At 61.6% G+C, this 23,525-nt stretch carries 25 protein-coding genes; 13 read left to right on the forward strand and 12 right to left on the reverse strand.

From position 1 onward, the window contains the following. Positions 1 to 115: 115 nt before the first annotated feature. On the reverse strand, positions 116 to 1,282 hold the full coding sequence (locus O9Z63_RS12315; protein ID WP_270125524.1) for a 1-deoxy-D-xylulose-5-phosphate reductoisomerase: 1,167 nt from the start codon (positions 1,280 to 1,282) through the stop codon (positions 116 to 118). A gap of 174 nt (positions 1,283 to 1,456) precedes the next feature. On the opposite strand from O9Z63_RS12315, the gene O9Z63_RS12320 reads away from it, so the two are divergent. Continuing rightward, on the forward strand, positions 1,457 to 1,936 hold the full coding sequence (locus O9Z63_RS12320; RefSeq protein ID WP_270125525.1) for a hypothetical protein: 480 nt from the start codon (positions 1,457 to 1,459) through the stop codon (positions 1,934 to 1,936). 122 nt (positions 1,937 to 2,058) lie between these two features. Here the strand turns inward: O9Z63_RS12320 and O9Z63_RS12325 are convergent, their stop codons facing one another. The 4 genes from O9Z63_RS12325 to O9Z63_RS12340 form a co-directional block, all read right to left on the reverse strand. Continuing rightward, a complete protein-coding gene (locus O9Z63_RS12325; RefSeq protein ID WP_270125526.1) occupies positions 2,059 to 2,517 on the reverse strand; it encodes a 3-oxoacyl-ACP synthase in 459 nt (152 codons plus the stop codon). A 482-nt stretch (positions 2,518 to 2,999) separates the two neighbouring features. Then, positions 3,000 to 3,299: a hypothetical protein gene (locus tag O9Z63_RS12330; protein WP_270125527.1), complete on the reverse strand. Its 300-nt coding sequence runs from the start codon at positions 3,297 to 3,299 to the stop codon at positions 3,000 to 3,002. 77 nt (positions 3,300 to 3,376) lie between these two features. Continuing rightward, on the reverse strand, positions 3,377 to 4,873 hold the full coding sequence (locus O9Z63_RS12335; protein ID WP_270125528.1) for a GH3 auxin-responsive promoter family protein: 1,497 nt from the start codon (positions 4,871 to 4,873) through the stop codon (positions 3,377 to 3,379). A gap of 52 nt (positions 4,874 to 4,925) precedes the next feature. Next, positions 4,926 to 5,492 (reverse strand): hypothetical protein, encoded by a 567-nt coding sequence (locus O9Z63_RS12340; RefSeq protein ID WP_270125529.1) that lies wholly within the window; start codon positions 5,490 to 5,492, stop codon positions 4,926 to 4,928. 91 nt (positions 5,493 to 5,583) lie between these two features. On the opposite strand from O9Z63_RS12340, the gene O9Z63_RS12345 reads away from it, so the two are divergent. Continuing rightward, positions 5,584 to 6,012, forward strand: coding sequence for an OsmC family peroxiredoxin (locus O9Z63_RS12345; protein ID WP_270125530.1), 429 nt, complete (start codon positions 5,584 to 5,586; stop codon positions 6,010 to 6,012). A gap of 158 nt (positions 6,013 to 6,170) precedes the next feature. Next, positions 6,171 to 6,659, forward strand: a complete 489-nt coding sequence (locus O9Z63_RS12350; RefSeq protein ID WP_270125531.1) for a hypothetical protein — start codon at positions 6,171 to 6,173, stop codon at positions 6,657 to 6,659. 70 nt (positions 6,660 to 6,729) lie between these two features. Here O9Z63_RS12350 and dnaA read toward each other — a convergent pair whose 3' ends face one another. From dnaA to O9Z63_RS12365, 3 genes are all read right to left on the reverse strand, one after another. Further along, positions 6,730 to 8,226 carry a chromosomal replication initiator protein DnaA gene (gene dnaA, locus O9Z63_RS12355; RefSeq protein WP_270125532.1) on the reverse strand — a complete coding sequence of 499 codons (1,497 nt, stop codon included), beginning with the start codon at positions 8,224 to 8,226 and terminating at the stop codon, positions 6,730 to 6,732. Positions 8,227 to 8,380: 154 nt separating this feature from the next. Then, the gene (locus tag O9Z63_RS12360) at positions 8,381 to 9,310 is read right to left on the reverse strand and encodes a bifunctional metallophosphatase/5'-nucleotidase (RefSeq protein ID WP_270125533.1); all 930 of its coding nucleotides are present in this window, start codon (positions 9,308 to 9,310) and stop codon (positions 8,381 to 8,383) included. Between the two features lie 111 nt (positions 9,311 to 9,421). Next, positions 9,422 to 10,186, reverse strand: a complete 765-nt coding sequence (locus O9Z63_RS12365; protein WP_270125534.1) for a 5'-nucleotidase C-terminal domain-containing protein — start codon at positions 10,184 to 10,186, stop codon at positions 9,422 to 9,424. A 182-nt stretch (positions 10,187 to 10,368) separates the two neighbouring features. Between O9Z63_RS12365 and O9Z63_RS12370 the strand changes: the two genes are divergently transcribed. From O9Z63_RS12370 to O9Z63_RS12390, 5 genes are all read left to right on the forward strand, one after another. Continuing rightward, positions 10,369 to 12,150 carry a methylmalonyl-CoA mutase family protein gene (locus O9Z63_RS12370; protein WP_270125535.1) on the forward strand — a complete coding sequence of 594 codons (1,782 nt, stop codon included), beginning with the start codon at positions 10,369 to 10,371 and terminating at the stop codon, positions 12,148 to 12,150. A 147-nt stretch (positions 12,151 to 12,297) separates the two neighbouring features. Beyond that, positions 12,298 to 14,418, forward strand: a complete 2,121-nt coding sequence (gene scpA / locus O9Z63_RS12375) for a methylmalonyl-CoA mutase (protein WP_270125536.1) — start codon at positions 12,298 to 12,300, stop codon at positions 14,416 to 14,418. Between the two features lie 15 nt (positions 14,419 to 14,433). Further along, the gene (locus O9Z63_RS12380; RefSeq protein WP_270125537.1) at positions 14,434 to 15,024 is read left to right on the forward strand and encodes a hypothetical protein; all 591 of its coding nucleotides are present in this window, start codon (positions 14,434 to 14,436) and stop codon (positions 15,022 to 15,024) included. A 29-nt stretch (positions 15,025 to 15,053) separates the two neighbouring features. Next, positions 15,054 to 15,221: a hypothetical protein gene (locus tag O9Z63_RS12385; protein ID WP_270125538.1), complete on the forward strand. Its 168-nt coding sequence runs from the start codon at positions 15,054 to 15,056 to the stop codon at positions 15,219 to 15,221. 488 nt (positions 15,222 to 15,709) lie between these two features. Beyond that, positions 15,710 to 16,264: a hypothetical protein gene (locus tag O9Z63_RS12390; RefSeq protein WP_270125539.1), complete on the forward strand. Its 555-nt coding sequence runs from the start codon at positions 15,710 to 15,712 to the stop codon at positions 16,262 to 16,264. Positions 16,265 to 16,518: 254 nt separating this feature from the next. Here O9Z63_RS12390 and O9Z63_RS12395 read toward each other — a convergent pair whose 3' ends face one another. Continuing rightward, on the reverse strand, positions 16,519 to 17,283 hold the full coding sequence (locus O9Z63_RS12395; protein ID WP_270125540.1) for an MBL fold metallo-hydrolase: 765 nt from the start codon (positions 17,281 to 17,283) through the stop codon (positions 16,519 to 16,521). A 146-nt stretch (positions 17,284 to 17,429) separates the two neighbouring features. Here O9Z63_RS12395 and O9Z63_RS12400 point away from each other — a divergent pair, with 146 nt between their 5' ends. The 4 genes from O9Z63_RS12400 to O9Z63_RS12415 all read left to right on the forward strand — a co-directional run bounded on the left by O9Z63_RS12400 (position 17,430) and on the right by O9Z63_RS12415 (position 20,163). Beyond that, positions 17,430 to 17,768, forward strand: a complete 339-nt coding sequence (locus O9Z63_RS12400) for a winged helix-turn-helix transcriptional regulator (RefSeq protein ID WP_044016514.1) — start codon at positions 17,430 to 17,432, stop codon at positions 17,766 to 17,768. A gap of 105 nt (positions 17,769 to 17,873) precedes the next feature. Next, positions 17,874 to 18,311: a hypothetical protein gene (locus O9Z63_RS12405; RefSeq protein WP_270125541.1), complete on the forward strand. Its 438-nt coding sequence runs from the start codon at positions 17,874 to 17,876 to the stop codon at positions 18,309 to 18,311. A 149-nt stretch (positions 18,312 to 18,460) separates the two neighbouring features. Beyond that, on the forward strand, positions 18,461 to 19,333 hold the full coding sequence (locus tag O9Z63_RS12410) for a hypothetical protein (RefSeq protein WP_270125542.1): 873 nt from the start codon (positions 18,461 to 18,463) through the stop codon (positions 19,331 to 19,333). Positions 19,334 to 19,428: 95 nt separating this feature from the next. Beyond that, entirely contained in the window at positions 19,429 to 20,163 is a 735-nt protein-coding gene (locus O9Z63_RS12415; RefSeq protein ID WP_270125543.1) for a metal-dependent hydrolase, read from the forward strand. 172 nt (positions 20,164 to 20,335) lie between these two features. Here the strand turns inward: O9Z63_RS12415 and O9Z63_RS12420 are convergent, their stop codons facing one another. From O9Z63_RS12420 to O9Z63_RS12430, 3 genes are all read right to left on the reverse strand, one after another. Beyond that, positions 20,336 to 20,824 (reverse strand): ankyrin repeat domain-containing protein, encoded by a 489-nt coding sequence (locus O9Z63_RS12420; RefSeq protein ID WP_270125544.1) that lies wholly within the window; start codon positions 20,822 to 20,824, stop codon positions 20,336 to 20,338. A 126-nt stretch (positions 20,825 to 20,950) separates the two neighbouring features. Further along, positions 20,951 to 21,691, reverse strand: coding sequence for a J domain-containing protein (locus O9Z63_RS12425; protein ID WP_270125546.1), 741 nt, complete (start codon positions 21,689 to 21,691; stop codon positions 20,951 to 20,953). Between the two features lie 98 nt (positions 21,692 to 21,789). Beyond that, the gene (locus O9Z63_RS12430; RefSeq protein ID WP_270125547.1) at positions 21,790 to 22,551 is read right to left on the reverse strand and encodes a CPBP family intramembrane glutamic endopeptidase; all 762 of its coding nucleotides are present in this window, start codon (positions 22,549 to 22,551) and stop codon (positions 21,790 to 21,792) included. Between the two features lie 165 nt (positions 22,552 to 22,716). Between O9Z63_RS12430 and O9Z63_RS12435 the strand changes: the two genes are divergently transcribed. After that, a complete protein-coding gene (locus tag O9Z63_RS12435; protein ID WP_270125548.1) occupies positions 22,717 to 23,478 on the forward strand; it encodes a DUF2490 domain-containing protein in 762 nt (253 codons plus the stop codon). Positions 23,479 to 23,525 lie beyond the last annotated feature (47 nt).

Here is a 23,525-nt window from a genome sequence, read left to right on the forward strand (position 1 = left end):
AAGTAATTAGGTGATGAAGTGAACGGTGATGAGGTGGCTGATGCGGATGAAACACGGAAACAACGATAAACGTGTCGTCAGTTGTCTGCCCCTGTTCCTTGTACTTACGCGCGCTTCAGCCAATGACTTCCTGCGCGACGCGCCGTGCCTCCTTGTCAGTAAGCACGTAGTCGTCGAGCGACGGATTGGCAAGGTACGAAACCCGGATCAGGCACTCCTCCACCACGTCCGACATTCGTAGAAAACCGACCTCATCGCGCAGGAAGGCCGCTACGGCTACTTCGTTGGCGGCGTTGAGGATGCAGGGGGCGTTGCCGCCGCGCTCCATGGCCGCAAACGCCAGCGCCAGGTTTCGGAAGGCGGCCGTATCGGCCGGCTCGAAAGTGAGCTGGGGGTAGTCGAGGAAGCGGAAGCGCGGGAAGTCGTTGGGCAGCCGTTGCGGGTAGCCCAGCGCGTACTGAATGGGCAGCTTCATATCGGGCAGCCCGAGTTGGGCCTTTAGGGAGCCATCCTCAAACTGCACCAGCGAGTGAATGATGCTCTGCGGGTGCACCACCACCTCAATCTGGTCGTTGCGCAGCCCAAACAGCCACTTGGCCTCCATCACCTCCAGGCCCTTGTTCATGAGCGAGGCCGAGTCGATGGTAATTTTGGCGCCCATGTCCCAGTTGGGGTGCTTGAGGGCCTGAGCCTTCGTGACCTGAGCCAGCTGCTCGCGGCTGCGGCCCCGAAACGGGCCGCCCGAAGCCGTGAGGATGATTTTCTCGATGGGGTTCTGCTCCTCCCCCACCAAGCACTGAAAAATGGCGGAGTGCTCGGAATCAACGGGAAGCAGGCGCACGCCGTGCTCCTGCACCAGCCCGGTGATGAGCTGGCCGGCCACCACTAGGGTTTCCTTGTTGGCCAGCGCAATGTCTTTGCCGGCCCGGATGGCGGCCACCGTGGGCAGCAGCCCGGCGTAGCCCACCATGGCCGTGAGCACCACTTCGGTGTCGGGGCGGGCGGCTACTTCGGTGAGAGCGGCCGCGCCGGCCAGCACCTCGGTTTCAGGCTGCCCGGCCAGGGCGTCGCGCACCTGCTGGTACTTGGCTTCGTCGCCGATGACCACGGCGGCGGGCCGGAACTCGCGCGCCTGCGCTACGAGCAAGTCGGCGTTGGACTGCGCCGAAAGGGCCGAAACGAGAAACCGCCCGGGCTGGGCGCGCACCACGTCGAGGGCCTGGGTGCCGATAGAGCCGGTGGAGCCCAGCAGACTGACGCGTTTGGGGAATTCAGAGGGCATAGAAAAATCGGGATACTAGGGTAAGCAAAGGTAGTGCAAGCCCGCACAGTTAGCGGCAGCCACGGCGGGCGTTGTGGGCGGCCGTGGCTGTGCGGGCAGAACCATTCGGCTGGAATCTGGCCTGCCGCCCCGAAAACCGCGTACTTTGCTCTTTCAGCTACCTGCCTACTCCCCGTGAACGAACCTGCCGCCGCTTCTGCTGCCTTCGACAAAGCCCGCACCGGCCTGTGGGCCAGCCTGCAAAAACACCTGAGCACCGTGTACGCCGCCGAAAAGCAGTTTCGGGCGGCCACGGCCTTCACCACCGAATTTCCCTTTTCCGCCGCCGCCCTGGAGCCCCAGCAGCTGCTCGACTACCAGCACCAGCGCGCCGTACTGCGCGACCTGTTCGTGGACGAAACCAGCCAGCTCGACAGCCTGGTGAAAGCCGTGCGCCAGAAAAGCTACGCTGAGGACGACAAGAAACTGCTGTTTCTGATGATTTTGGGATACATGGACGTGGCCGCCACCATCTTCACCCTACTCGACACGCACCGCCCCAGCCGCATGGACAAGGACGAGGAGCTGGAGGAAGCCGCCACCAAATTCGAGCGGGTCCGCAACTTCGTGCGCCTCAACATCCGCGGCCTGGGCAGCCTGCTGCCACGGCTGTAGTCGGCTGTGGCCCGGACTGCAGTCCGTAGCCCGTCTGACTGAGCACACCGCTGTACCAGCTACGGGCCTGTTTGCGCAGCGTGTTTGGGCCCCGGACTGAAGTCCGGACCACATTTCACGCGCTACGCAATGGCTTCAATCCGGACCGGCTTGCCGTTGAACACGGCTGACTCCCCGGCCCGCTTGCCGGCCAGTGCCGCCGCTACCGGCGCGGCAGCTGATACAGCAAAGTAGTCCTGCTCCTCTACTGTGAGCTTGCCCGCGCTGATGCCGAGGTAGAACGTGCCCATGCTGGTACGCACCAGCGCCCCGGGCCGCACGGTGTCGCAGGGCAGGGCGGGGTTGATGCGCTGCAGCTCGCCCTGGAGCTGCTGGGCCTGCTGGAGCTGGATGGCGTTCCGGTCCCGCTCGTTCTGGGCCATGGCGCGGCCGGTTTCGTACTTGTCGCCGGCGCTGCTCTTGGTTTCGGAGTTGGCAGATTCCTGAGCGGCCCGGATGGCGGCCTGGCAGGCGTCGATGCGCTCTTGCACGTAGGCCAGGCAGAGGGCGTGGAGGGTGGGTTTGATTAACTGATTTATCATTTATGCAAGGATCGGCTGAATGGCATTCAGGTTATATAATCACCATAACAGACGTTTGATGTGTGACCAAAAGCTTTCAGAAAGTACCGGTTTATAGTAAAGCACATCTTTATAAAGAATCACTTCGACTTCTTCGCCTATGTACAGCAATGGCCCCCTACTACTGGCATATTTTAAACGGCAGCGTTGTAGGGTTCCGTTCTCAGTTATGTAATCAACCTGTGGGTATGGTAACCAAGTCCAGGTTCCAGCTACACGTACAAATTCGCTCTTGTACTCTACTACTATTGCCCACGTGTGATATCCGTCATCCTTTACTTTTTGCTTATGTATGGCAGAGTGTTTTATTGCTAGAAAAACGATTATCGCGAATACGGACAGAACAGCTGGAAACAGCTCAATCATAGATAATTAACAATCAAAAGTTTAACGCAATTTATCTTACTCTTTCTGCCATTACAGCTTAGGCTTGCTACAGATTGTTAAGTGTAGCAAGACAACGCAAACAAATAGCAGCTATGCGTTCCTCTTATCCAAATTATATCGATGTCGCCAGTGGCCCGCATATAGCCGTAGCGGGCTACAGCATCTGCTCCTACCACCATGTACTCAACGCCGTTGGCGTTTAATAACTCGACAAACTCTTTGTACTCCTGAGTAAGCTGGTTGGCCTGTGCCATTGCCGAGAAAGTAAAAACTATAAGCTTGTCGCCGCAAAAATTCCAAAGCTTCCATACGTTCCTCCACGCTCTTGGAGCGCCAAAAAGCAGCAGCATCCGCATCTTGGTCGTAATGCAATGACGTTTTGCGAGTGGCTGATTTATCGAAGCGGATAATAGAACAAGTTACGGCATTTCACTCACCCAACGCCCAGCAGCCCCTCGGCTAGCGTCCGGTCATTGCTCAGGCGGGGCACTTTGTTCTGGCCGCCGAGTTTGCCCTGGCTTTTCATGTAGCGCTGGAAGGCCCCGGCCGGCAGCAGCGTGAGCAGCAGCGGAGCCAGAATGTGGCCGGCCAGCAGGTCGTCGTAGTAGGTGTTGCGCTGGCGCAGGCCCGTGTCGAGGGCGGCGGCGAAGGCGGCAGGATCGTGGGGATGACGGGCGAATTCCACCAGCCACTCGTGGCGGGAGGGCACGGCGGGGTCGTCGCTGACGCGGGGGGCCACGGTGAATTCCACCACTTCCGCTTCGGGGTGCTGGCGCATGGCTTCGCGCAGGGTCTGCTCCACTTCCTCGCCGATGACATGCTCACCAAAAGCCGACAGAAAATGTTTGATGCGGCCCGACACCACCACCCGAAACGGGTACTTACTCACGAAGCGCACCGTGTCGCCGATGGAGTAGCCCCAGAGGCCGGCGTTGCTGCTCAGCACCAGCGCATACTGACGGTCCAGCTCCACCTCGGCCAGCGTCAGGCGCGGCGGGTTGGGCTCGAAGAACCGCTCGGCCGGGATGAACTCATAGAAGATGCCCGCGTCCAGCAGCAGCAGTAGGCCAGGGTTGCCGGGCTCGTCCTGGAAGGCGAAGAAGCCCTCAGAGGCCGGAAACAGCTCCACGCTGTCCACGGGCCGGCCGATGGTGTCGAACAGCTTTTTGCGATAGGGCTCGAAGTTGACGCCGCCGTACACGAACAGGTCGAAGCCGGGGAACACCTCCCCCACTGGCCGGCCCGTGCGCTGCACAATCCGGTCGAAGTACATCTGCACCCAGGGCGGAATTCCCGAAATCAGAGTCATGGGCGCCGGCAGGGTTTCGTCCACAATCCGGTCGAGCTTGGTTTCCCAGTCCTCGATGACGTTGGTGGCGTAGCTGGGCAGCTGGTTGCGGCGTAGGTAGGCCGGCACGTGGTGGTTGACAATGCCCGAGAGCCGGCCCGTGTGGATGCCGCCCACCGTTTCCAGCTCCGGCGAGCCCGACAGAAACATCAGCTTGCCATCCAGAAACCGGCTTTTGCCGGTGCGGTGCACGTAGTGGAGCAGGGCATCCCGCGCCCCGTTGATATGGTTCGGGATGCTGTCCTTGGTCAGCGGGATGTACTTGGCGCCGGACGTGGTGCCCGAGGTTTTGGCCAGATACAGCGGCTTGCCGGGCCAAAGCACATCGGCCTCACCGGCCTTCACCCGCTCGAAATACGGCTTCAAAGCTTCGTAGTCGCGCACGGGCACGCGGGCGGCCAGGTCCTGGGCGGTGCGGGCCGTGGCCAGGTCATGGTCGCGGCCGAAGGCGGTGCGGGCGCCCTGCGCCAGCAGCCCGCGCAGCACCCGCTGCTGCGTGCCGATAGGGTCCTGCTGCCACTGGGCGTACTGGCGGGCAACGTAGGCGGCCAGCGGCCGGCTCAGAACGGATTTCAGACCCATATGTAGGCAGCATCGAAAAGTAAAGGCGTAAATGTACTGCGCTTGTCGCCTACTAGTAGCCTACTCTCTTCCATCCCGTTGCTTTGAAACAGGATGTATCCACTGGCTCAGCAAACTGCCATAGGTCCAATAACGGGGTGAGCTTAACAATCCGCTGCTGCGGATAACTGGTTGCAAAACCATCGTCCCGGGATTGTGCCGCTATTCGAACATCTGCGTCAGTTGTGCTTTGATATAGAACCTGCTTGTCCTGCCAAGTTGCATCTTGACCAATCCAGTAAACGCCCAAGAACAACAAGGAATAGAAGAATGCAGGCACAGCCAGAAATGCTGCCATACTCATCAACAGATACCGCAAGACGGGACGTAAGGTCGAAGCGCGGAAATTCAAGACCAAGGCAATAGGCCATAACCAGCCCAATCCTATCTGTAGAATATGGAAGGAAGTTCGAAGGTCTGTACTATCGACTATTTCAACTTTAGCGTAACTCGATAAGAGCTCTATATTCCAAAGCACAAATCCTAGCCAGCCCAAGATAATGACCCAGTTATTTGGATCTGATGAGGAAGGTGGATCTGCAGAAGGCAATGGCATTGTTGGGTAAAGTTTACGGTCCATGAAAGCGAGTATAGAAACCTCTGCTCCCGTAAGGCAGTATGCTAGTTGCGCGTCGGCGCAACCCTCACTTCCAAACATACTCTACTTCCCCATGATCAACCAACGTGGCACGGCCGTCTGGAACGGCGACATTAAAGGCAGCGGCGAAATTGCCACCCAGAGCGGCACCGTAAAAGCCCCCTACTCGGTAGGTGCGCGCTTCGAGGGCCAGAAAGGCACCAACCCCGAGGAGCTCATCGGCGCGGCCCACGCCGGCTGCTACACCATGTTCCTGACCAGCATCCTCACCAAAGATGGCAAAGCCGTCAAGCAGATCCACACCGAGTCTAAAGTAACCCTGGACACCTCGGGCGAGGTGCCGAAAGTGGTAAAAATCAGCCTGACCACTGAAGGCCAAGTAGAAGGCATCTCGCAGGAGGAATTCCAGCAGTACGCCGAGAAGGCCAAGGAAAACTGCCCTATTTCAGTCCTGCTGAAAGCCGTACCGGAAATGGAGCTGGCCGCGGCTAAGCTGAAGTAAGGTATTATTCCGAGTGTAGCGAGGAATCTGGATTCATCACAAGTAGTTACCCAGATTCCTCGCTGCGCTCGGAATGACGATCCGTGCAAAACCGGCTGCGCCGCGTGCGTTGCCGGTTTTTCGCTTTCTTTGCTTTTTGTTGCGACCATCACCGTTTTATGCCCACTACCTCTACCCGCATCCGGCTTCAGCCCGCCAACACTTCCCGCATCCCGTTTTGGGGGCAACTGTTCATCGGCTCACTCTGGATTGCCTACACCGTGGCGCTCATCGTCACTGACCAGGGCCTCAACGATCTGCACTTCCTGCACTACGTGTTTCTGGTGTTCAGCCTGATCTACGTGGGCTACGTGCTGGTGCACAATGCGCCGATTTTCGGCACGCAGAGCTACCTGGAGTTCACGCCCGGCTACATCGTGCACAAGGCTGGCCTGTTCCGGGCTAAGCAGGTAATTCCGGCCGAAAACATCAGCCGGCTGGAGTTGGTGCCGCGCCAAGTGCGCGTGCATACCCACAACGACGGCACCTACGCGCTCAGCCTGCGCGAAGTGCGCGGCCGCAAGCGCCGCCGCCTGCTCATGGAGCAGCTGCGCGCCTTCGCCGCTCAGTACCAGATTCCGTTTGTGGAAGGCCCGGCCGTTGCGTAGCGCCGGCCAGCCGTCAGCATAAAAAAAGGCGTCCCCAGCGGGAAGCCTTTTTTTATGGGCTATAAGGCCTCTAGCGGCCGGCAAATTTCTTGCGCAGCTCCACAATCTGGCTGCGGAAGTTCTTATCAGAGTCAATCAAATCCGACACGGTCTGGACGGAGTGGATGACGGTGCTATGGTCGCGGCCGCCGAAGTGGTGGCCGATGCTCTTGAGCGAGTGGCTGGTGTGCTCCTTGGCGAAGTACATGGCCACCTGCCGGGCCGTCACGACTTCCTTTTTGCGGGTTTTGGCTTTCAGCAAATCCAGCGGCACGCTGAAATATTCGGCGCAGGTTTTCTGGATGAAGTCGATGTTGACTTCGGCCTCCACTTCCTCGATGATGTGGCGCAGGGCCTGCTTGGCCATTTCCAGGTCGATTTCGCGGCGGTTGAGGCTGCTCTGGGCCACCAGCGAAATCAGCACGCCTTCCAGCTCGCGCACGTTGGTGTTCACGGAGTGCGCCAGGTACTCCACCACCTGCGGCGGGATGTCGATGCCATCCTGCTGCATTTTGTTCTGGATGATGGCCATGCGCGTCTCGAAGTCGGGGCTTTGCAGGTCAGCCGTCAGGCCCCACTTGAAGCGGGACAGCAACCGGTCCTCCAGCCCTACCAGGTCGCGCGGCGGACGGTCCGAGGTCATCACAATCTGCTTGCCGGCCTGGTGCAGGTGGTTGAAGATGTGAAAGAACATCTCCTGCGTCTTGTCCTTGCCCGACAGAAACTGCACGTCGTCGAGAATCAGAATATCCACCAGCAGGTAGAAGTTCGCGAAGTCCTGCACGGCGTTGGCGCGCAAGCTCTCGATGAACTGGTTGGTGAACTTCTCGGCCGACACGTAGAGCACGAACTTGTCGGAGTTGGAGCTTTTGATGTGGTTGCCGATGGCCTGCACAAGGTGGGTTTTGCCGAGGCCCACGCCGCCGTACACCATCAGCGGGTTGAAGCTGGTGGTGCCGGGCTTGTTGGCCACGGCGAGGCCCGCCGAGCGCGCCAGCCGGTTGCAGTCGCCCTCAATGTAGTTTTCGAAGGTGTAGCTGCCGTTGAGCTGCGAGTGCAGATAGTTGCGGTCGATGGCCTTGCTGGCCTCGAAGGGGTTGCGCAGCGTGGTGGCCGACGAAACCGGCGCCGCCGCCGCGCCCGCCACGTGCCGCGCCGACGACGACATGGGGCCGCTGGCCAAGGCTGCGGCCGGGGTGGCTACATCGGCGGGGCCGGCGGCCTTACGGGCGGTGGGCAGGTTGAGGGTGCGGGGCTGGTTCTGGCTGTTGCCCTGGTCGACCACGATGCTATATTCCAGCCGCCCGTCGGGGCCCAGCTCCTGGTGGATGGCCCGCTTCAGCTCCTCCACGTAGTGCTCCTCCAGAAACTCGTAGAAATACGTGCTCGGCACCTGAATGATGAGCACGTTGTTCTGCAAATGCACCGGCATGATGGGCATGAACCACGTTCGGTAGCTCTGCTCACCAATATTCGCTTTGATGACGCGAAGGCAATTGGCCCAGACTGTACGGCAATCCTTCAGCATCAAGCAGTTAGTTACGAAATTCGGTGGTGTCTAGGTAGAATAGCAGAGGCGCGAACGGGCCCCGGAAGGGCCCGTTTTTTCCAAAGGGAGACAAAAATGTGGAAAAGTCAGGAGAGAAAAAACCGTTTTGCCCCTTGTATTTGTCCGGCTTTTATCAGGCTGCCTGAATGGGCACTACAGCGGCCGCAGCCACGCTTGGGCGGCGGGTGCCGCGCTCAAACGTGTAGTCGAGGCGGCCGAGGTTGATGCCCGACCAGCCCACCTGGTTGATGAGGGTCTGATGGCCGTTGGCGGCTACCACCACGTCGGGCTTTTCCAGGAAGGTGTGGGTGTGGCCGCCCAGAATCAGGTCGATGCCGGGGGCGCCGGCGGCCAGCTTGAAGTCGTCGAGCTTGGCCGACTCGTACTTGTAGCCCAGGTGCGACAGGCAGATCACCAGGTCGCACTTTTCGGCACCGCGCAGCTTGGCCACCATGTCTTTGGCTACCGCAATCGGGTCGAGGTACTTGGTGGCGCCGAAGTTCTTGTCGGCCACCAGCCCGGCCATCTCAATGCCGATACCGAACACCCCGATGCGGTGACCGGCCTTTTCGAACACTTTATAGGGCTGGAACTTGCCGGCCAGAATGGTATCGGAGAAGTCGTAGTTGGCAATCAGGAACGGGAAGCCGGCGTTGGGCAGCTGCTTCTGCAGGCCTTCGAGGCCGTTGTCGAAGTCGTGGTTGCCGAGGGTGCTGGCGTCGTAGGCCATCTGGGTCATGAGCTTGTACTCCACTTCGCCCTGGAAGAAGTTGAAGTAGGGCGTGCCCTGCCAGATGTCGCCGGAATCCAGCAGCAGCACGTTGGGCTCCTGGGCCCGGATCTGCTTGATGAGCGCGGCCCGGTGGGCCATGCCGCCCATGCCGGCCCACTGCGCGGCGTTGGCCGGGAAGGGTTCCACGCGCGAGTGCATGTCGTTGGTGTGCAGAATAACCAGGCGACCGGCTTTGGCATCGGCGGCTACGGCCGGTAGGCTGTTCAACCCCAACAAACCCAGGCTGGCGGCTCCCAGGCCACTATTTTTCAGAAAGTCGCGACGATTCACGGTATTGATTTGCTGATGTGTGGATGTACTTATGTGCGGCGGCGGCATAGATGAGTTCTGTGCTTGCTGTCTGAACGAACTCAGCACAGCAACCCATCAGCAACCAGCACATTAGAATTTCACGCGGCCTTCGGCTTTGGCCTCTACCGGCTTGCCGGCTTTGGTGAGGTCCCGGATGTGGTCGATGATGGCGGTGCGCAGCAGCACGCCGGTGCCGCGGGGCTTGAGGGCCTTGAAGAACGTGAGCTGGTCGCCGCCGCCAGCCAGATAGTCGCTGATGGCGATGGTGTAGAGGCGGTCCTGGGCGGGGTTGAAGGGCTGGCCGCCGATGCGGATATCGGTGGGCTTGCCATCCGCCGTAGCGGTGTAAGTGGCGCCCGACACGGCCATTTTCACGCGGGCCGCATAGGTAAAGAGCTGCTGCACCACTTCGCCGGGAGCTTCCAGCACCACCAGCTCATTCTCAAACGGCATCAGCTCGAACACCGAGCCGGTGGTGATGGCACCGGCCGGCAGCGGGGCGCGCAGGCCACCATTGGTCATCACGCCCAGATCCATGGCCTGGCCGGTTTCGCGGGCGGCGCGCACCCGCTGCAAATCCGCTACGAAGTTGGCCAGCGGCGACTCGCCCGGATTCTTGGTGATGGCCACCGGAGCCGTGCCCAGCACGGTGGTCATCTGCTCGGTGACGCGCTGGCGGTAAGGCGCAATGGTGGCGGCGGCCGTGGCGTCGTCGGGCAGGCTGCTGCTTACGGGCTGGGCCGTGGTGGGGGCCAGCTGCGGCTTGGCAACGTAGGTGGCGCGCTGGCAGGCAGGAAACAGGGCCACAGCCGCCAGCAGGCTAAGCGCAGCCGTCCGGGAACGAAGGAGTTGCATCAGGTCAGGGAAGAAACGGACCGCAAAGGTAATCTGCCCGCCCGACTATTCGGCCGGTGCACGCCAAGGTGGTGCCGGGCGAGCGGGCGCTGCCCTGGCCCGCATTATTTACCGGCCTTTCCGGCTTGATGCGGTATCTTTAACCCGCCTGTTCCCTTCCCACTTTCTCTGTGCCTTTGGCTATGTCCGATACGCCGCATTTCGCGCCCGTCACCTTTTCGGAGTTTGAACCTGTCACGACAGCCGCCTGGCAGGCCCGCATCGAGCGGGACCTGAAGGGCGCCGACCCGGCCACCCTGCGCTGGCTCACCCCCGACGGCTTCACGCTGGAGCCCTTCTACCACCGCGAAGCCCTGGACGCCCTGCCCGAGCAACCCGCCCCGCAGCTGCGCCTTACGGCCGGCAACCGTTGGCGCAACGTGCCCGCCTACGCCGTGCCGGCCCTCAATAACGGCCACGCCGCCATCCGGCGCGCCGCCGAGGCCCTGACCCGCGGGGCCGAGGGCGCCCACTTCGTGCTGGCCGATGCCGCGGCGTTCGACGTGGAGTTTCTGCACGAGCAGCTGCCCCTCGCCGACACCTATATAGGCTACTCGCTCACGGCCAGCCCCGCCGCGCTGGTGCGGCAATTGCTGGAAACCGGCACGCCCATGCTGCGCGGCTTTCTGCAATTCGACCCCATTACCAACCACCTGCCTGACCTGACGGGCCAGCTGCGGGAGCTGCGCGAGGTGCTGCATCTCACCAAAGGCATGCCCGATTTCCGGGCCCTCACGCTGGACGTGGCCTACTACGGCAACCGCGGCGCCACGGCCTCGCAGCAGATAGCCTTTGCGCTGGCAGCAGCGGCCACCTACCTCAGCGAATTGCCCGACGACACGCTGAGCGTGGCCGACGTGGCGGCGGCGCTGCGGGTGCACACAGCCACCAACCCCAACTACTTTTTCGAACTGGCCAAGCTCCGGGCGTTGCGCCAGGTGTGGGCCACGCTCTGCCACGCCTACGGCCTGCCGCCCGAAGCGGCGCAGGTGCCCATCCTGGCCGAAACCGCTTCCTGGAGCCAGACCACTCTTGACTCCCACACCAACCTGCTGCGCGTGACCACCGAGGCCATGAGCGCTGTGCTGGGCGGAGCCGACGTGCTCAGCGTACGCCCCTTCGATGCACTCTACCAAGCCCCGAACGAGTTTTCGGACCGGCTGGCGCGCAACCTCTCGGTGCTGCTGCGCGAAGAAGCCGGCCTAGGCGCCGTAGCTGACCCCGCCGCCGGCTCCTACTACCTCGAAACCCTCACCGACACGCTAGCGCGCGAGGCCTGGGCCCTGTTTCAGCGGCTGCAGGCTGAAGGCGGCCTGCCGGCGGCCATTGGCCTGGCCATGCAGGAGCTGCACCAGGCCGCGCAGGCGCAGTTCCGGCGCATCGCCAACGGCGAGCAGGTGGTGGTGGGCACCAACCGGTTTCAGAATCCTAAGGAGAAATTCAGCTTCAACCCCAAGAAGCTGCTGCGCAGCCCGGAGTTCGACTCTACGCGGGCCACGTATCCGTCGGAGGTGCTGCGGCTGGCTACCAGCCTGCACTTCGAGCGGCGCGAGAAAAAGAAGAAGCGCGCAACGGTGGTGCTGCTGGGCGCCCACACCAACCAGCTGATTGTGGAGTCGTTTCTGCGGCTGCTGCCGGCCGCCGAGCGGCCCGAGCTGCGGGAGTCGCACCCGGAAGGCACGCTGTCGGTGCTGTTTTCCTCAGCCGAGCAGGCCACGCTGATGTACGCCACACCTGAACAGTTTGCCCGCCTCGCGCGCTTTGTCCGCAACATCCCCGACGACGCCGACTTCCTGCCCCCCACCCTGCTCACCGCCGACCTGGCCACGCTGCAGGAAGCCGTCCGTGTGTTCGGCTTCCAGGAATTCACCGTGCAGGGCTACAGCACCGAAGACGTGCTGGCGCGGCTGCAGGGGAAGAAATAGATTTTAGGTCACAGGTCCCTGTCATCCTGAGCGGAGCGAAGGACCTTATGCCACTCGAACGACCATAGTTGTTACGTCTCGTGCCAACGTGATAAGTTCCTTCGCTCGGCTCAGGATGACAGCTAGCACCCACCGTCCCAATCCCAGATGAAACCCGACTTCTCCCAGATAGCCTACAACGACGCGCCGCTGCCGGCTACTCCGGCGGCTGAGGCGGCCACCGTGACGCCCGAGGGCATCCAGCTCCAAAGCCACTACTCCGCCCACGACGTGCAGCACCTCGACCACCTCGGGTTCGGGGCGGGGCAGGCGCCGTTTCTGCGCGGGCCCTACGCTAGCATGTATGTGCAGAACCCCTGGACCATCCGGCAGTACGCGGGCTTCAGCACGGCCGAGGAAAGCAACGCCTTCTACCGCCGCAACCTGGCCGGCGGCCAGAAGGGCCTGAGCGTGGCCTTCGATTTGGCTACGCACCGCGGCTACGACTCCGACCACCCGCGGGTGGTGGGCGACGTGGGCAAGGCCGGCGTGGCCATCGACTCGGTGGAGGACATGAAGATTCTGTTCGACCAGATTCCGCTGGACCAGATGTCGGTGAGCATGACCATGAACGGGGCCGTGCTGCCGGTGCTGGCGTTCTACATTGTGGCGGCCGAGGAGCAGGGCGTGGGGCCGGAGAAGCTGGCGGGCACCATTCAGAACGACATTCTGAAGGAGTTCATGGTGCGCAACACCTACATCTACCCGCCCCTGCCGAGCATGCGCATCATTGCCGACATCTTCGCCTACACGGCGCGGCACATGCCTAAATTCAACAGCATCAGCATCTCGGGCTACCACATGCAGGAAGCCGGCGCCACCGCCGACATCGAGTTGGCTTACACCCTGGCCGACGGCCTGGAGTACGTGCGCGCCGGTCTGGCAGCGGGCATGACCATCGACCAGTTTGCGCCCCGCCTGAGCTTTTTCTGGGCCATTGGCATGAATCACTTCATGGAAATTGCCAAGCTGCGCGCCGGCCGCATGCTGTGGGCCAAGCTGCTGAAGCAGTTCGAGCCTCAGAACCCTAAGAGCCTGGCCCTGCGCACGCACTGCCAGACCTCGGGCTACTCGCTCACCGAGCAGGACCCGTTCAACAACGTGGCCCGCACCGCCGTGGAAGCCCTGGCCGCGGCCCTGGGCGGCACCCAGAGCCTGCACACCAACGCCCTCGACGAGGCCATTGCCCTGCCCACCGACTTCTCGGCCCGCATTGCCCGCAACACCCAGCTCTACCTCCAGCACGAAACCGACATCACCCGCGTGGTAGACCCCTGGGGCGGCTCCTACTACGTGGAAACCCTGACGCACGAGCTGGCCAACAAGGCCTGGGCCCTGATGCAGGAAGTGGAAGAGCTGGGCGGCATGGCCAAGGCCATTGAAACCGGCCTGCCCAAGATGCGCATCGAGGAAGCCGCGGCCCGCAAGCAGGCGCGCATCGACTCGGGCAAGGAAATCATTGTGGGCGTGAACAAGTATCGCCCCAGCGAGGAGCAGCAGCTCGACGTGCTCGACATCGACAACGACGCCGTGCGCGAGTCGCAGATTGCGCGCCTGAAAACCATCCGCGCCACCCGCGACCAGGCCGCCGTGCAGGCCGCCCTGGAGGCCCTCACGGAAGCCGCCCGCTCCGGCGCCGACAACCTGCTGGCCCTGGCCGTAGTGGCCGCCCGCCACCGCGCCACGCTGGGCGAGATTTCCGATGCACTGGAGAAAGTATATGGCCGCCACCAAGCCACCATTCGCGCCATTTCGGGCGTGTATTCGGCCGAGATGGACTACGACGAGGAGTTTGCCAAGGCCCGCGCCGCCGCCGATGCCTTTGCCGTGAAGGAAGGCCGCCGCCCCCGCATGATGGTGGCCAAAATGGGCCAGGACGGCCACGACCGGGGCGCCAAAATCATTGCCACGTCCTTCGCCGACGTGGGCTTCGACGTGGACATTGCCCCGCTGTTCCAGACCCCAGACGAGGTAGCCCGCCAGGCGGCCGAAAACGATGTGCACGTAGTGGGCGTGAGCAGCCTCGCCGCCGGCCACAAAACCCTGATTCCGCAGCTGCTCCACGACCTCAAGCAGCTCGGCCGCGACGATATCCTCGTCATTGCCGGCGGCGTCATCCCGGCCCAGGACTACGACTTCCTCTACAACGCCGGCGTGGCCGGCGTCTACGGCCCCGGCACCGTCATTGCCATTGCCGCACAGGAGATTCTGGAGAAGCTGGGGGAGTAGATTCAGTTTAAATGCATGACAAAACCAGCATTATTTCTCATTTTTTCTTTGATATGCTTGAGTGCGCAAGCACAACGACGGGGCGTGTATAATGATTTAGCAACTGCACTTCAACAGCCTGATAAAGTGCGCGTCCTTGATTTACGCGGCCAAAACTTGGATAGCCTTCCAGGTTCATTGGCTAGACTTCAAAATGTTGAAGCCATTTTGTTGGGCATGAAATTGCGCAATTTGTGGTTCTATCCTCGCGCCTGGAAATATGAACTTCACCTTAAACACCGACCAGCGGGAGGATATCTCCATATGCAGGGGCGAGGTGGTGGTGAGTATTTCCGCTTTAACCGTTTTAAAACTCCACCGATTGACTTTTGCATGTTTCCTAAACTCCGGGTTTTAAACGTTAGCGGAGCTGGTTATTTTTCTATGGCAGATACGGTAGCCAGTCGAATGGCAAGGTGTCGCCCAGAAATTATTGTACTTGGAGGCACCGTTCGCCACAAGGATACCGCTCCTGACATTAACACTATAGGGCATCCTGACAAGTATCGTGAAGCTAAAAACTATTTATGCCCCTTTAAAATAAAGGGGTTTAAAGCTAGAAGGTAATTCAACCGAAGCAAATTAGTTTATCTTTCATGCACATCTCCCCTGCCGACCAACTCGACGCCGACATTAACTGCTTCGCCACCTACGAGGCAGGGCAACTCCTGCGCCGCTATGGCAATGATGGTGCCGAGGCCTTCATTACCGTGGCGGCGCAGGAGATTCTGGAGAAGCTGGGGGATTGTATCAGCAATTCATAAAGCCTAATAAATTATGCAAAATACTCCTGCAGGATTCCACTCATCTAAATTAAAAAATGGATTATTTTATTACTTATACTTCCTATGATGGCGACAATAGCCACTTAAGGCCTTTTGCATCAACAAGAGCCAATCATGACAATTATTTGCATACTTGCATTTTTCCTGTCACTAGCTATGATTCTTATACCCAACATCACTCTCATGGAGAAGAGCATAGCAATTGAGCATATTTTATTAACCAGACATTATTCGTTTCAAGATTACAAGTCACTATCCAAGGCCAGTGTATTCTATTCAAAAATACACTTTGACGACGGGCGCAGTTACTGGTTTATGAATGGTACGACCGTATCGAATATATCAGAGAGCAAGCATATTGAGAACAGATTACATGAACGCATATTAGGCCATATTGAAAACCGGAATAACATGGCATAAAAACCAAACAACAAGCAGTGTATAGGCACCTCTAAATACACTTTGCTATGCAGAATAAGAATCCAAAAAGCAGAATAAATGAGCGGCAGTTTGTGCGAGTCTGCCAAAGCCTGTTTTATGGATTAACACCTGGATTTATTGGAGCACTTTGCGTTGCCCTTATGCCTTGCCACTCTTTTGCCCAAGCAAGCAAAGATGTAGGCAACCGTGAGCAGCTTCAGATACTCCGGCAGTGTTTCTTTCGTCAGCAGACCTGGCTAATGCCTTCTGACCCCGCTTCAGGCATCAGCTTTTTTCAGTCGCGGAAGCAGGCCCACGCATCTGCCTCCTTCATCACTATTCCGGTTGTAGATGACCGTGGGAAGCTGCTGTCTGGTAGCAACCCTTTTTTCATCACTGCTTTCGTACTAAAAAAAGGCCGCTGCACAGGTATAATCACGTTGAACAAGTCAGTGAACCAGGGCTACATAACCTCGCTAGATGACGACTTTACGAAAGTCTATCAGCAGTATTTAGCCAAAAAATCCTGCTTTTACTTTAGCCTGAAGCACGGCACCTACCAGACTGCAAATGCTGATTGCCCGCTGGGAACAAGCCACTGAATCAGACACGCATGCGGATCTCCCCTAACAACAGCCAACTACCGACGAGGCCAGGCAACTCCTGCACGTAGCTTCAGGCAGCGTCAGTAGCTAGGTGGTCGGTGGCGGCGCTGCTGGAATGAAGCCGGAGTATCTGTGTGCCACTGGCACCACCTGAAAGCAAAACGGCCCGTCAGTGACGGGCCGTTTTGCTTTTGTGGCGGGGCGTTTGGTGCTGCGGCCTTTTGCCATGTGGGGAGGTGCTACTTGTGCTTCTACAGCGTTAGCCATTCGCCGTCGGCCGGCACGTGTACCCGGGCGGTGAGGTCGTGTTGCGCTATTTGCGCCCGGGTGGTGGCCCGGTCTTCGGTGCAGTGGTTGACGGTTTCGGTGTGCACGGCGTGCACCGTGGCTTGCGACGCGTAGTGGGCCACCTGCACTACTTCAGCGGCCGTCATCGTGATAGGGTCGCCGACCTGGAACTGGGCCGCCCCGGCATTCAGCACGATGGCCGTGGGCTGGTACTGGTCGAGGGCGGCGCTTACTTCCGGGCACCAGATGGTGTCGCCGGCAATGTAGAGGCGCACCTGGTCGGCCTCCACCACAAAGCCCGAAACGGTGCCCATCTTCTGCCCGATTTCGCCGGTGCCGTGCTGGCCGCCGGTGCGGTACAGCCGGATGCCTTCCCAGTCGAGCTGGTTTTCCACCGGCAGCACGTTCGTGAAGCCCTGGGCGCGCAGGGTTTCCGTGTCGGCGGGCTGCACCAGGATGGGCAGGTGTCTGTCGAGCAGCTCCTGGGTGGCGGCGTCCCAATGGTCGCGATGCGTGTGGGTGAGCAGCACGGCATCGAGCGAGGCCAGCAGCTGCGGCAGCTCGGCGGAGGCAAAAGGCAGGTCGACCAGCGGAATGCGCTGGTTGGTGCCGGCAGACATGGCCACGGGGTCGTACTGGAAGCGGGGCGCCAGCATGGGGTCTACCAGGATGGTTTTGCCGGCCACTTTCAGCAGCAGCGTGGCATGGCGAATTAGTTGAACTTGCATCGAAAAAGGGGGTTAAGCACTACCTTGACTGGAAGCCGCCGCCGTTGCCGACCGCCAGCCTCCTCCGGGCTAAAGGTACCCCCGCCCTGCCGTGGGCTCAAGAAGGTTACCGGCTGGTTACCTGTTTACCTGTTCGTTTCGCCGCCATGCGCCACACCTACCACGACATCGAATGCTGCGCCGCCAAGGTGGCGCTCGACCAGATTTCGGGCAAATGGAAGCCGATTATCATCTTCCATCTATCGGCGGGGCCGCGGCGGTTCAGCGAGCTGTGGCGCGAGATTCCGCGGGTGTCGAAGAAGGTGATGCTGGAGCAGCTGCGCCAGCTGGAAGCGGCCACACTGGTTGAGCGCACCGTGCACAACGGCTTTCCGCCCGAAGTTACCTACCATCTTTCCGGCAAAGGCCAGCAGCTGGCCCCCATTCTGCAGCAGCTGGAGCAATGGGCCCTCACCCACATCGAAGGCGTAGTGCAGATTTCCTGACGGCGCCGCCGGCGGCAGCAACCGGGCAGCCGGCCAGCACAGACCGAAAACAACACCCATAGCGGGCCAGCCACCCAGCAAGCCTACTCATCAACTCAGATTTTCATGCGCATCAACCAAACAGAGCAAGAAGACACCGATATCGACTGGTTTGCCACCGACGAGGCCGGCCACATCCTGCACGTAGCTTCCGGCGGCGGCGTCCTGCCCGAATCGGTGGCGGCGGATGAGGCGGCGCTGCTGGAGCTGCACCAGTATTTCCTGACGCGGCCGGAGCCGGCGGCCGGCGGGGCGCAGGCCACCACCGACGCGGCCGATGGCGGCTACCCCGGCGCCGCCCGCTACGCCCGCAGCGGCCTGTTCTCGTTCGCCAAAACCAATCTCCACGACCACCACGACCCGCGCTACTACCTCGTGGCCCGGCCGCTGCAGCCGCTCACAGTAGCCGAGCTGCCACCGCCGCTGGCCGCGCTGCTGCGCCGCACGCAGCTACCGGGCTTCGTGGCCCAGCAAACTACCTTCGACGTTTCCAACATCAAGTAATGCGCCCCGGCCCGCCCACCAGCGGGCCGGTTTCATTTCCGGGTCGGGGCCGCGCCATTGCGGGAAGTTCAGTTAGCCAGAGCCGGAAACTGGCGCGGTTTTTCGACGTGGGGCAGGAAGTGTTATTCACCTCCTATTCTGCTTGTTGTATGCTACCCGTTTTTACGCTTTTGGCGGCGCTGTCGGCGCCGGCCCCGATTGCCGCCTCTCCCGATTCGCTAGTCCAGCCTGCACCGCGCCGTTGGACCTGGTATGCCGGCCCCACGGTGGGTTTGGCTAAGCCAACCATGCAGTGGGAAAACAACTTTCCGTACGCCGGCTACTACGAAACCGGCCAGGTAGTGGAGCCGCTGTATCTTCTGGGCGAAGACATGGACGCGAAGCTGCGGCCGATGGGCGGGCTGCAGCTGGGGCTGGAGTCGCCGGGGCGGCGCTGGGCGCTGCACGCCGAGGGCACGGCGCGGCAGTTTGGCGGCTACCGCCAGCAGTTCAACACCGGCCACCCCGATTTCCCTACCAAAACCTACCGCCTGCAGGCCACCGCCCTGACGGCCACGCTGGGCGTGCGCTACCAACTGCCCGTGGGCCAGCAATGGCGCCTGTTTGCCGGCGCGGGCTGGAGCGTCACGAAGTGGGCCAATGTGCAATCGGAAGCGCGCTACGACGGCGTGGCAAGCCGGGAGCTGGACGGTATTGCGCTGCCCGTCGGCAGTAGTTTCATGCAGGGCCTAAACCCTGCGGCCGCGTCGCGTCACGCGCCCAGCTCCTACCGCAGCCGAGCGGGCGGCCGCTACGCAGAGGCTGGCGCCCACTACCGCCGCTGGACGCTGGCTGTGGGCTACCGCCGCAACCACAGCCACTCCCTCAATGACGTCAGCTCCGCCGCCCATCGCCAGGAAAGCCGCCTGACTGGTCAGTTGATGAGCTTTGGCACCGCCGATGGCTACTACGCCATTCCGCGCACCCGCTACGTAGCCGTAAGCTGGCGCCTATTTGATGGGCATTCGTTTCCGCACTTGTAGCAGGCAACTCAGCCGTGCCGACAGGCATCAGGGGTTGGTGTTGGCGAAAAACGAGGCGGCAAGCTACTTTCGCCTACTTCCTACTGCATTGCTCTATGCCCACTACCACGCAGCTCCAGTTTCTCGGCCACGCCAGCTTCCGCCTCACCACGCCGGAGGGGCTAGTAGTGCTCATCGACCCGTGGCTGAACGACAACCCGTTCGTGCCGGAAACCCTGCGCCACCCCGAGCGCGCCGACCTGGTGCTCATCACCCACGGCCACGACGACCACATGGACTCGCAGCTGCTGGCGCTGCTGGCACGCACCGGGGCCGTGCTGGTGGCTCCGGCCCCGGTGCGCTTCTATCTGCACCAGCAAGGGCTGCCGCGCGAGCAGGCCGAGCCCATGAACGTAGGCGGCAGCATTGTCGTGGCCGGCCTGCAGCTCACCATGACCCGCGCCCAGCACACCGCCCACATCGACCTGCCCGACGGCACCACCACCGCCCCCCACGAAAGCGTGGGCTACGTGCTGGACCTCTCCGATGGCACCGTGCTCTACGCCGCCGGCGACACCGGCCTCTTCGGCGACATGCGCCTACTGGCCGACCTCTACCAGCCCACGGCGGCGCTTCTGCCCATTGGGGGCCGCTACACTATGAGGCCACTGGAAGCGGCCCACGCCACCCGGCTGCTGCGCGTGCCGCACGTGGTGCCGTTTCACTACGGCACCTACCCCACCCTCACCGGCACGCCCGCCCAGCTCCGCGCCCACCTCACACCAGCCGATGGCGTGACAGTACACGCCCTCCAGGCCGGCGAAACGCTGGAGTTGCACGAGTTACTGTAATACAGAACGTCATTCCAAGCAAGGCGGAGCCGGAGCCGAGGAGTCTCGCCAGTGTGGTAGAATTGAGTTTACTACACTGGCGAGATTCCTCGGCTCCGGCTCCGCCTTCGCTCGGAATGACGTTCTCTCAGTCGGAATGACGTTCTAATGACGTGCTACTGATTCATTCAGCTTATGCCGGCAGCAGCTCCAGGGCCTGGCTGTTGTTGTGCTGCCCGGCCAGGTCGCGGGCGGAGAGGCCGCGCCCGTCGCGCAGGGCAGCGTCGGCGCCGGCTTTCAGCAGACTGGTTACCATGTCGTTGCGGCCGAACATAACCGCGTACATGAGCGCCGTGCTGGCGGTGCCGTTGCGGGCATTGAGGTCGGCGCCGCGCCCGATGAGCAGCCCCGCAATGTCGGTGTAGCCCTTGAAGGCCACGCCCATCAGGGCGGTGTTGCCGCTGGCATCCTGCAGGTTGGGGTCGGCGCCGGCTTCGAGCAGCAGGCTTACGGCGTCGGGGTGGTTGTCGTAGGCGGCCAGCACCAGAGCCGAGAAGCCCCGGTCGTTGCGGGCGTTGACGTCAGCGCCCGCGGCCAGCAGCTGCCGTAGCGCAGCTAGGTCGCCACGGCGGGCAGCATCGAACAACAGGTTTTCGGAAGCGGAGGCAGGAGAATCGGCCATTCGGAAGGAAACGTGAACTGGTGAATTGTAAAGGAGAGATACAGAAAGTCAGAAGGCAGTACGCTTGTTCCAACTTCTCGTTACCGACCTGCGCCTGCCTGCGCCTCAGCTCAGCCTCTCCCCCACTCAAAACAGCCACATCACCACCACCGTGAGCAGCCAGAGCAAACTGCCGGCCACGGCCGTGTTCACCCGCATTTCGGCCGAGCGGCCCGGCCACGCGCCCAGCGCCGCCGTGAGCAGCAGCGCCACCGGCAGCGCCGCCAGCGCCCCACCATACACGCCGGTGCCGTACGGCTCAAACGGCGCCGCCCCCTCTACCGACGATGGCGAGCTGACGCGCCGCACCACGCCCAGCAGCGGCGTGCGCCACACCGTCAGGAACTGGCCTTCGCGGGCGCGGGGCGCAATGCTGCTGGCCAGCCGGAACCGGGTGAGCGGCGTGCGGATGTCGTAGGCCACCTGCGGATTGGCAGCCGATACGCTCACCGATACCAGCGTGCGGCGCAGCACCAGCTCGCCGGGCAGTTCGCGCAGGGGCAGCGCCACGTCCAGAGCCAGCAGGGCGCAGAACGCCAGCAGCGCCACATTCAGCCAGCGGGCCACCGGGGCGTAGCGGTGCAGCAGGGCGCGGGAGCCGGACAGCGGCGGCGTGGGTTGCTGGGCCAGCAGTTGGTCGTAGGCCCAGCGGCGGCGCGGGTCTAGCAGAATCTGCAGGCCGCTGTAGGCTTCGGTGAGGCGCTCGTTAAGGGCCGGGTCGCGGGCGGCGCGCTTGCTCAGGCGGGCGTGCAGGGCTCGGTAGGCCCGCTCCAGCTCGGCCGCCGGCGCCGTTGAGGACACACCCAGGATTCGATAGTAATTCTGCATAACCAGCGGTAGAATAGCGTAACGGCCAACCTGCCGAAGTACGTGTTTTCCAGCTGAAAATGGAAGCTCCGGCCGTCTGCTCTACCCCTCCTTTATTGCTAGGCCACCAGCGCGGCCGCCGGCGCTGGCTGCTGGGGCCGACGCAGGTACCAGAGTGTAGCCGCCACCGACAGGGCAATGGTCAGCACCCGAAATACGTTCGCCCACAGGTTGCCTACCGCTGAGTCCGAGACGTCGAACAGCATCCACCAGGCATTCATAAAGATGTGCAGGCAGATGGGCACCCACAGATTGTTCCAGCTTTTGTAGAGCCAGCCAAACCACACGCCGCCCCCAAACGTGACGGCCAGCACGCCCACCGCCGAGGCCAGGTCGTGGCTTTGGTAGAGGTGACCCGTGGCGAAGATACCCGACTCGATGAGGATGGTGAGCAGCCACGGAAACCGAACGCGCCGCGTCAGCTGCCCAAACAGAAAGCCCCGGAACAGCGTTTCTTCGCCCAGTCCGGCCCAGACGGCGCCCCGCAGCAGGCTGCCGGCCAGCACCGTCCCGGTGGTGCTGGTGAGTTGAAAAACGGCCAGATAGCCCAGCAGCATCGGCAGCGTGCATCCCAGGCCCATAGCCAGACCCACCCCCATTGAGGCCTGCCAGCCCAGCTCGGGCACTGCTCGGCGCCAGCCATACAGGCCGCTGAGCGCCAGTAGCGGCAGCCCCAGCCACCACAGTGCCATGTACAGCACATACAGGCCGGGCGCCAGCTGGCCGGGCACCAGCCCCAGCCACGGATTAACAAAACGAGGCGCATACACGGCGACCAGGAACGTAAGCAGCGTGACGATGGCTAAGACAGGCTTTTTCATGAGATACAGGCAGTAAAGGGCGGATGGATAGCTCAAAGGTGCCAGCAGACCGCCTCGTTTAGAACCCCAATCTGATGAAGCCGGGGCTCTTTCAGTTGAAGTGCGTGAAACAGGGATTGAACGACCTCGCGGCATCCGGACGGCCGGAATTGCGTTAGGCTAAGCATGCGTGTATTTTTTCTCTCTGCGGCGGCGCTGCTGGCCAGCAGCCTACTACCCGTTGCCGCTCAGGTGCAGCCGGCCCCTACCGGCACCATTCAGGACCGGAACCACAACGTCTGGCTGGCTTGGTTCAGTGATGCGCGCCTGACCAAGCGCTGGGGTTTGCACACCGAGTTTCAGCTGCGCCGCACCCACGGCCTGCGCGACCCGCAGCAGTATTTCTACCGGCTGGGCCTGAACTACCACGCCACCAAGCGGCTCACGCTCACGCCCGGCTACGTGTACCTGCTCTCGCTGCCCTACGGCGACTTCCCCGACACCGGCCGCACCCACGAGCGGCGCTTCTACCTGCGCGCCGATTTGCAGGACGAAATCGGGCGGCTACAGCTCGCGCACCGCTACATCCAGGATTTCCGCTGGCTGCGCAACCCCGGCGAAACCGCCTACGCGCCGCGCAACTACCGCTCCCGCTACCGCCTGCAGCTGCAGTTTCCGCTCACCCGCCCCACCATCGAGCCCCAGACGCTCTACGCCCTGGCCTCCGACGAGGTGTTTCTGGCCTATGGGCCCGGCGTGGCACAGGTGTTCAACCAGAACCGCCTCTACGCAGGCCTGGGCTACCAGTTCACGGAGGCCCTGAGTGTGGAAGCCAGCTACCTCAACCAGATTGTGCAGCACGACGACGGCGTGGTGTTCGAGCACAACCGCGCCCTGCAGCTCAGCCTCAACTTCAACCCCGATTTCCGGAAGCAGAAAGACGAGTAAGCAGCGAGCAGTAGCGCGAACTTTGTAGTTCGCGTCCCCGCGCCGTA

The organism is Hymenobacter yonginensis, from assembly GCF_027625995.1.
In the GTDB taxonomy this organism is placed as follows: domain Bacteria; phylum Bacteroidota; class Bacteroidia; order Cytophagales; family Hymenobacteraceae; genus Hymenobacter; species Hymenobacter yonginensis.

What these genes read in the sequence shown, in the direction of transcription:
- O9Z63_RS12315 (WP_270125524.1), bottom strand. Translation starts at nt 1,282, where the DNA reads ATGCCCTCTGAATTCCCCAAACGCGTCAGTCTGCTGGGCTCCACCGGC.
- O9Z63_RS12325 (WP_270125526.1), bottom strand. Translation starts at nt 2,517, where the DNA reads ATGATAAATCAGTTAATCAAACCCACCCTCCACGCCCTCTGCCTGGCC.
- O9Z63_RS12330 (WP_270125527.1), bottom strand. Translation starts at nt 3,299, where the DNA reads ATGCGGATGCTGCTGCTTTTTGGCGCTCCAAGAGCGTGGAGGAACGTA.
- O9Z63_RS12335 (WP_270125528.1), bottom strand. Translation starts at nt 4,873, where the DNA reads ATGGGTCTGAAATCCGTTCTGAGCCGGCCGCTGGCCGCCTACGTTGCC.
- O9Z63_RS12340 (WP_270125529.1), bottom strand. Translation starts at nt 5,492, where the DNA reads ATGGACCGTAAACTTTACCCAACAATGCCATTGCCTTCTGCAGATCCA.
- O9Z63_RS12345 (WP_270125530.1), top strand. Translation starts at nt 5,584, where the DNA reads ATGATCAACCAACGTGGCACGGCCGTCTGGAACGGCGACATTAAAGGC.
- O9Z63_RS12350 (WP_270125531.1), top strand. Translation starts at nt 6,171, where the DNA reads ATGCCCACTACCTCTACCCGCATCCGGCTTCAGCCCGCCAACACTTCC.
- dnaA (WP_270125532.1), bottom strand. Translation starts at nt 8,226, where the DNA reads ATGCTGAAGGATTGCCGTACAGTCTGGGCCAATTGCCTTCGCGTCATC.
- O9Z63_RS12365 (WP_270125534.1), bottom strand. Translation starts at nt 10,186, where the DNA reads ATGCAACTCCTTCGTTCCCGGACGGCTGCGCTTAGCCTGCTGGCGGCT.
- O9Z63_RS12370 (WP_270125535.1), top strand. Translation starts at nt 10,369, where the DNA reads ATGTCCGATACGCCGCATTTCGCGCCCGTCACCTTTTCGGAGTTTGAA.
- scpA (WP_270125536.1), top strand. Translation starts at nt 12,298, where the DNA reads ATGAAACCCGACTTCTCCCAGATAGCCTACAACGACGCGCCGCTGCCG.
- O9Z63_RS12380 (WP_270125537.1), top strand. Translation starts at nt 14,434, where the DNA reads ATGACAAAACCAGCATTATTTCTCATTTTTTCTTTGATATGCTTGAGT.
- O9Z63_RS12385 (WP_270125538.1), top strand. Translation starts at nt 15,054, where the DNA reads ATGCACATCTCCCCTGCCGACCAACTCGACGCCGACATTAACTGCTTC.
- O9Z63_RS12390 (WP_270125539.1), top strand. Translation starts at nt 15,710, where the DNA reads ATGCAGAATAAGAATCCAAAAAGCAGAATAAATGAGCGGCAGTTTGTG.
- O9Z63_RS12395 (WP_270125540.1), bottom strand. Translation starts at nt 17,283, where the DNA reads ATGCAAGTTCAACTAATTCGCCATGCCACGCTGCTGCTGAAAGTGGCC.
- O9Z63_RS12400 (WP_044016514.1), top strand. Translation starts at nt 17,430, where the DNA reads ATGCGCCACACCTACCACGACATCGAATGCTGCGCCGCCAAGGTGGCG.
- O9Z63_RS12405 (WP_270125541.1), top strand. Translation starts at nt 17,874, where the DNA reads ATGCGCATCAACCAAACAGAGCAAGAAGACACCGATATCGACTGGTTT.
- O9Z63_RS12410 (WP_270125542.1), top strand. Translation starts at nt 18,461, where the DNA reads ATGCTACCCGTTTTTACGCTTTTGGCGGCGCTGTCGGCGCCGGCCCCG.
- O9Z63_RS12415 (WP_270125543.1), top strand. Translation starts at nt 19,429, where the DNA reads ATGCCCACTACCACGCAGCTCCAGTTTCTCGGCCACGCCAGCTTCCGC.
- O9Z63_RS12420 (WP_270125544.1), bottom strand. Translation starts at nt 20,824, where the DNA reads ATGGCCGATTCTCCTGCCTCCGCTTCCGAAAACCTGTTGTTCGATGCT.
- O9Z63_RS12425 (WP_270125546.1), bottom strand. Translation starts at nt 21,691, where the DNA reads ATGCAGAATTACTATCGAATCCTGGGTGTGTCCTCAACGGCGCCGGCG.
- O9Z63_RS12430 (WP_270125547.1), bottom strand. Translation starts at nt 22,551, where the DNA reads ATGAAAAAGCCTGTCTTAGCCATCGTCACGCTGCTTACGTTCCTGGTC.
- O9Z63_RS12435 (WP_270125548.1), top strand. Translation starts at nt 22,717, where the DNA reads ATGCGTGTATTTTTTCTCTCTGCGGCGGCGCTGCTGGCCAGCAGCCTA.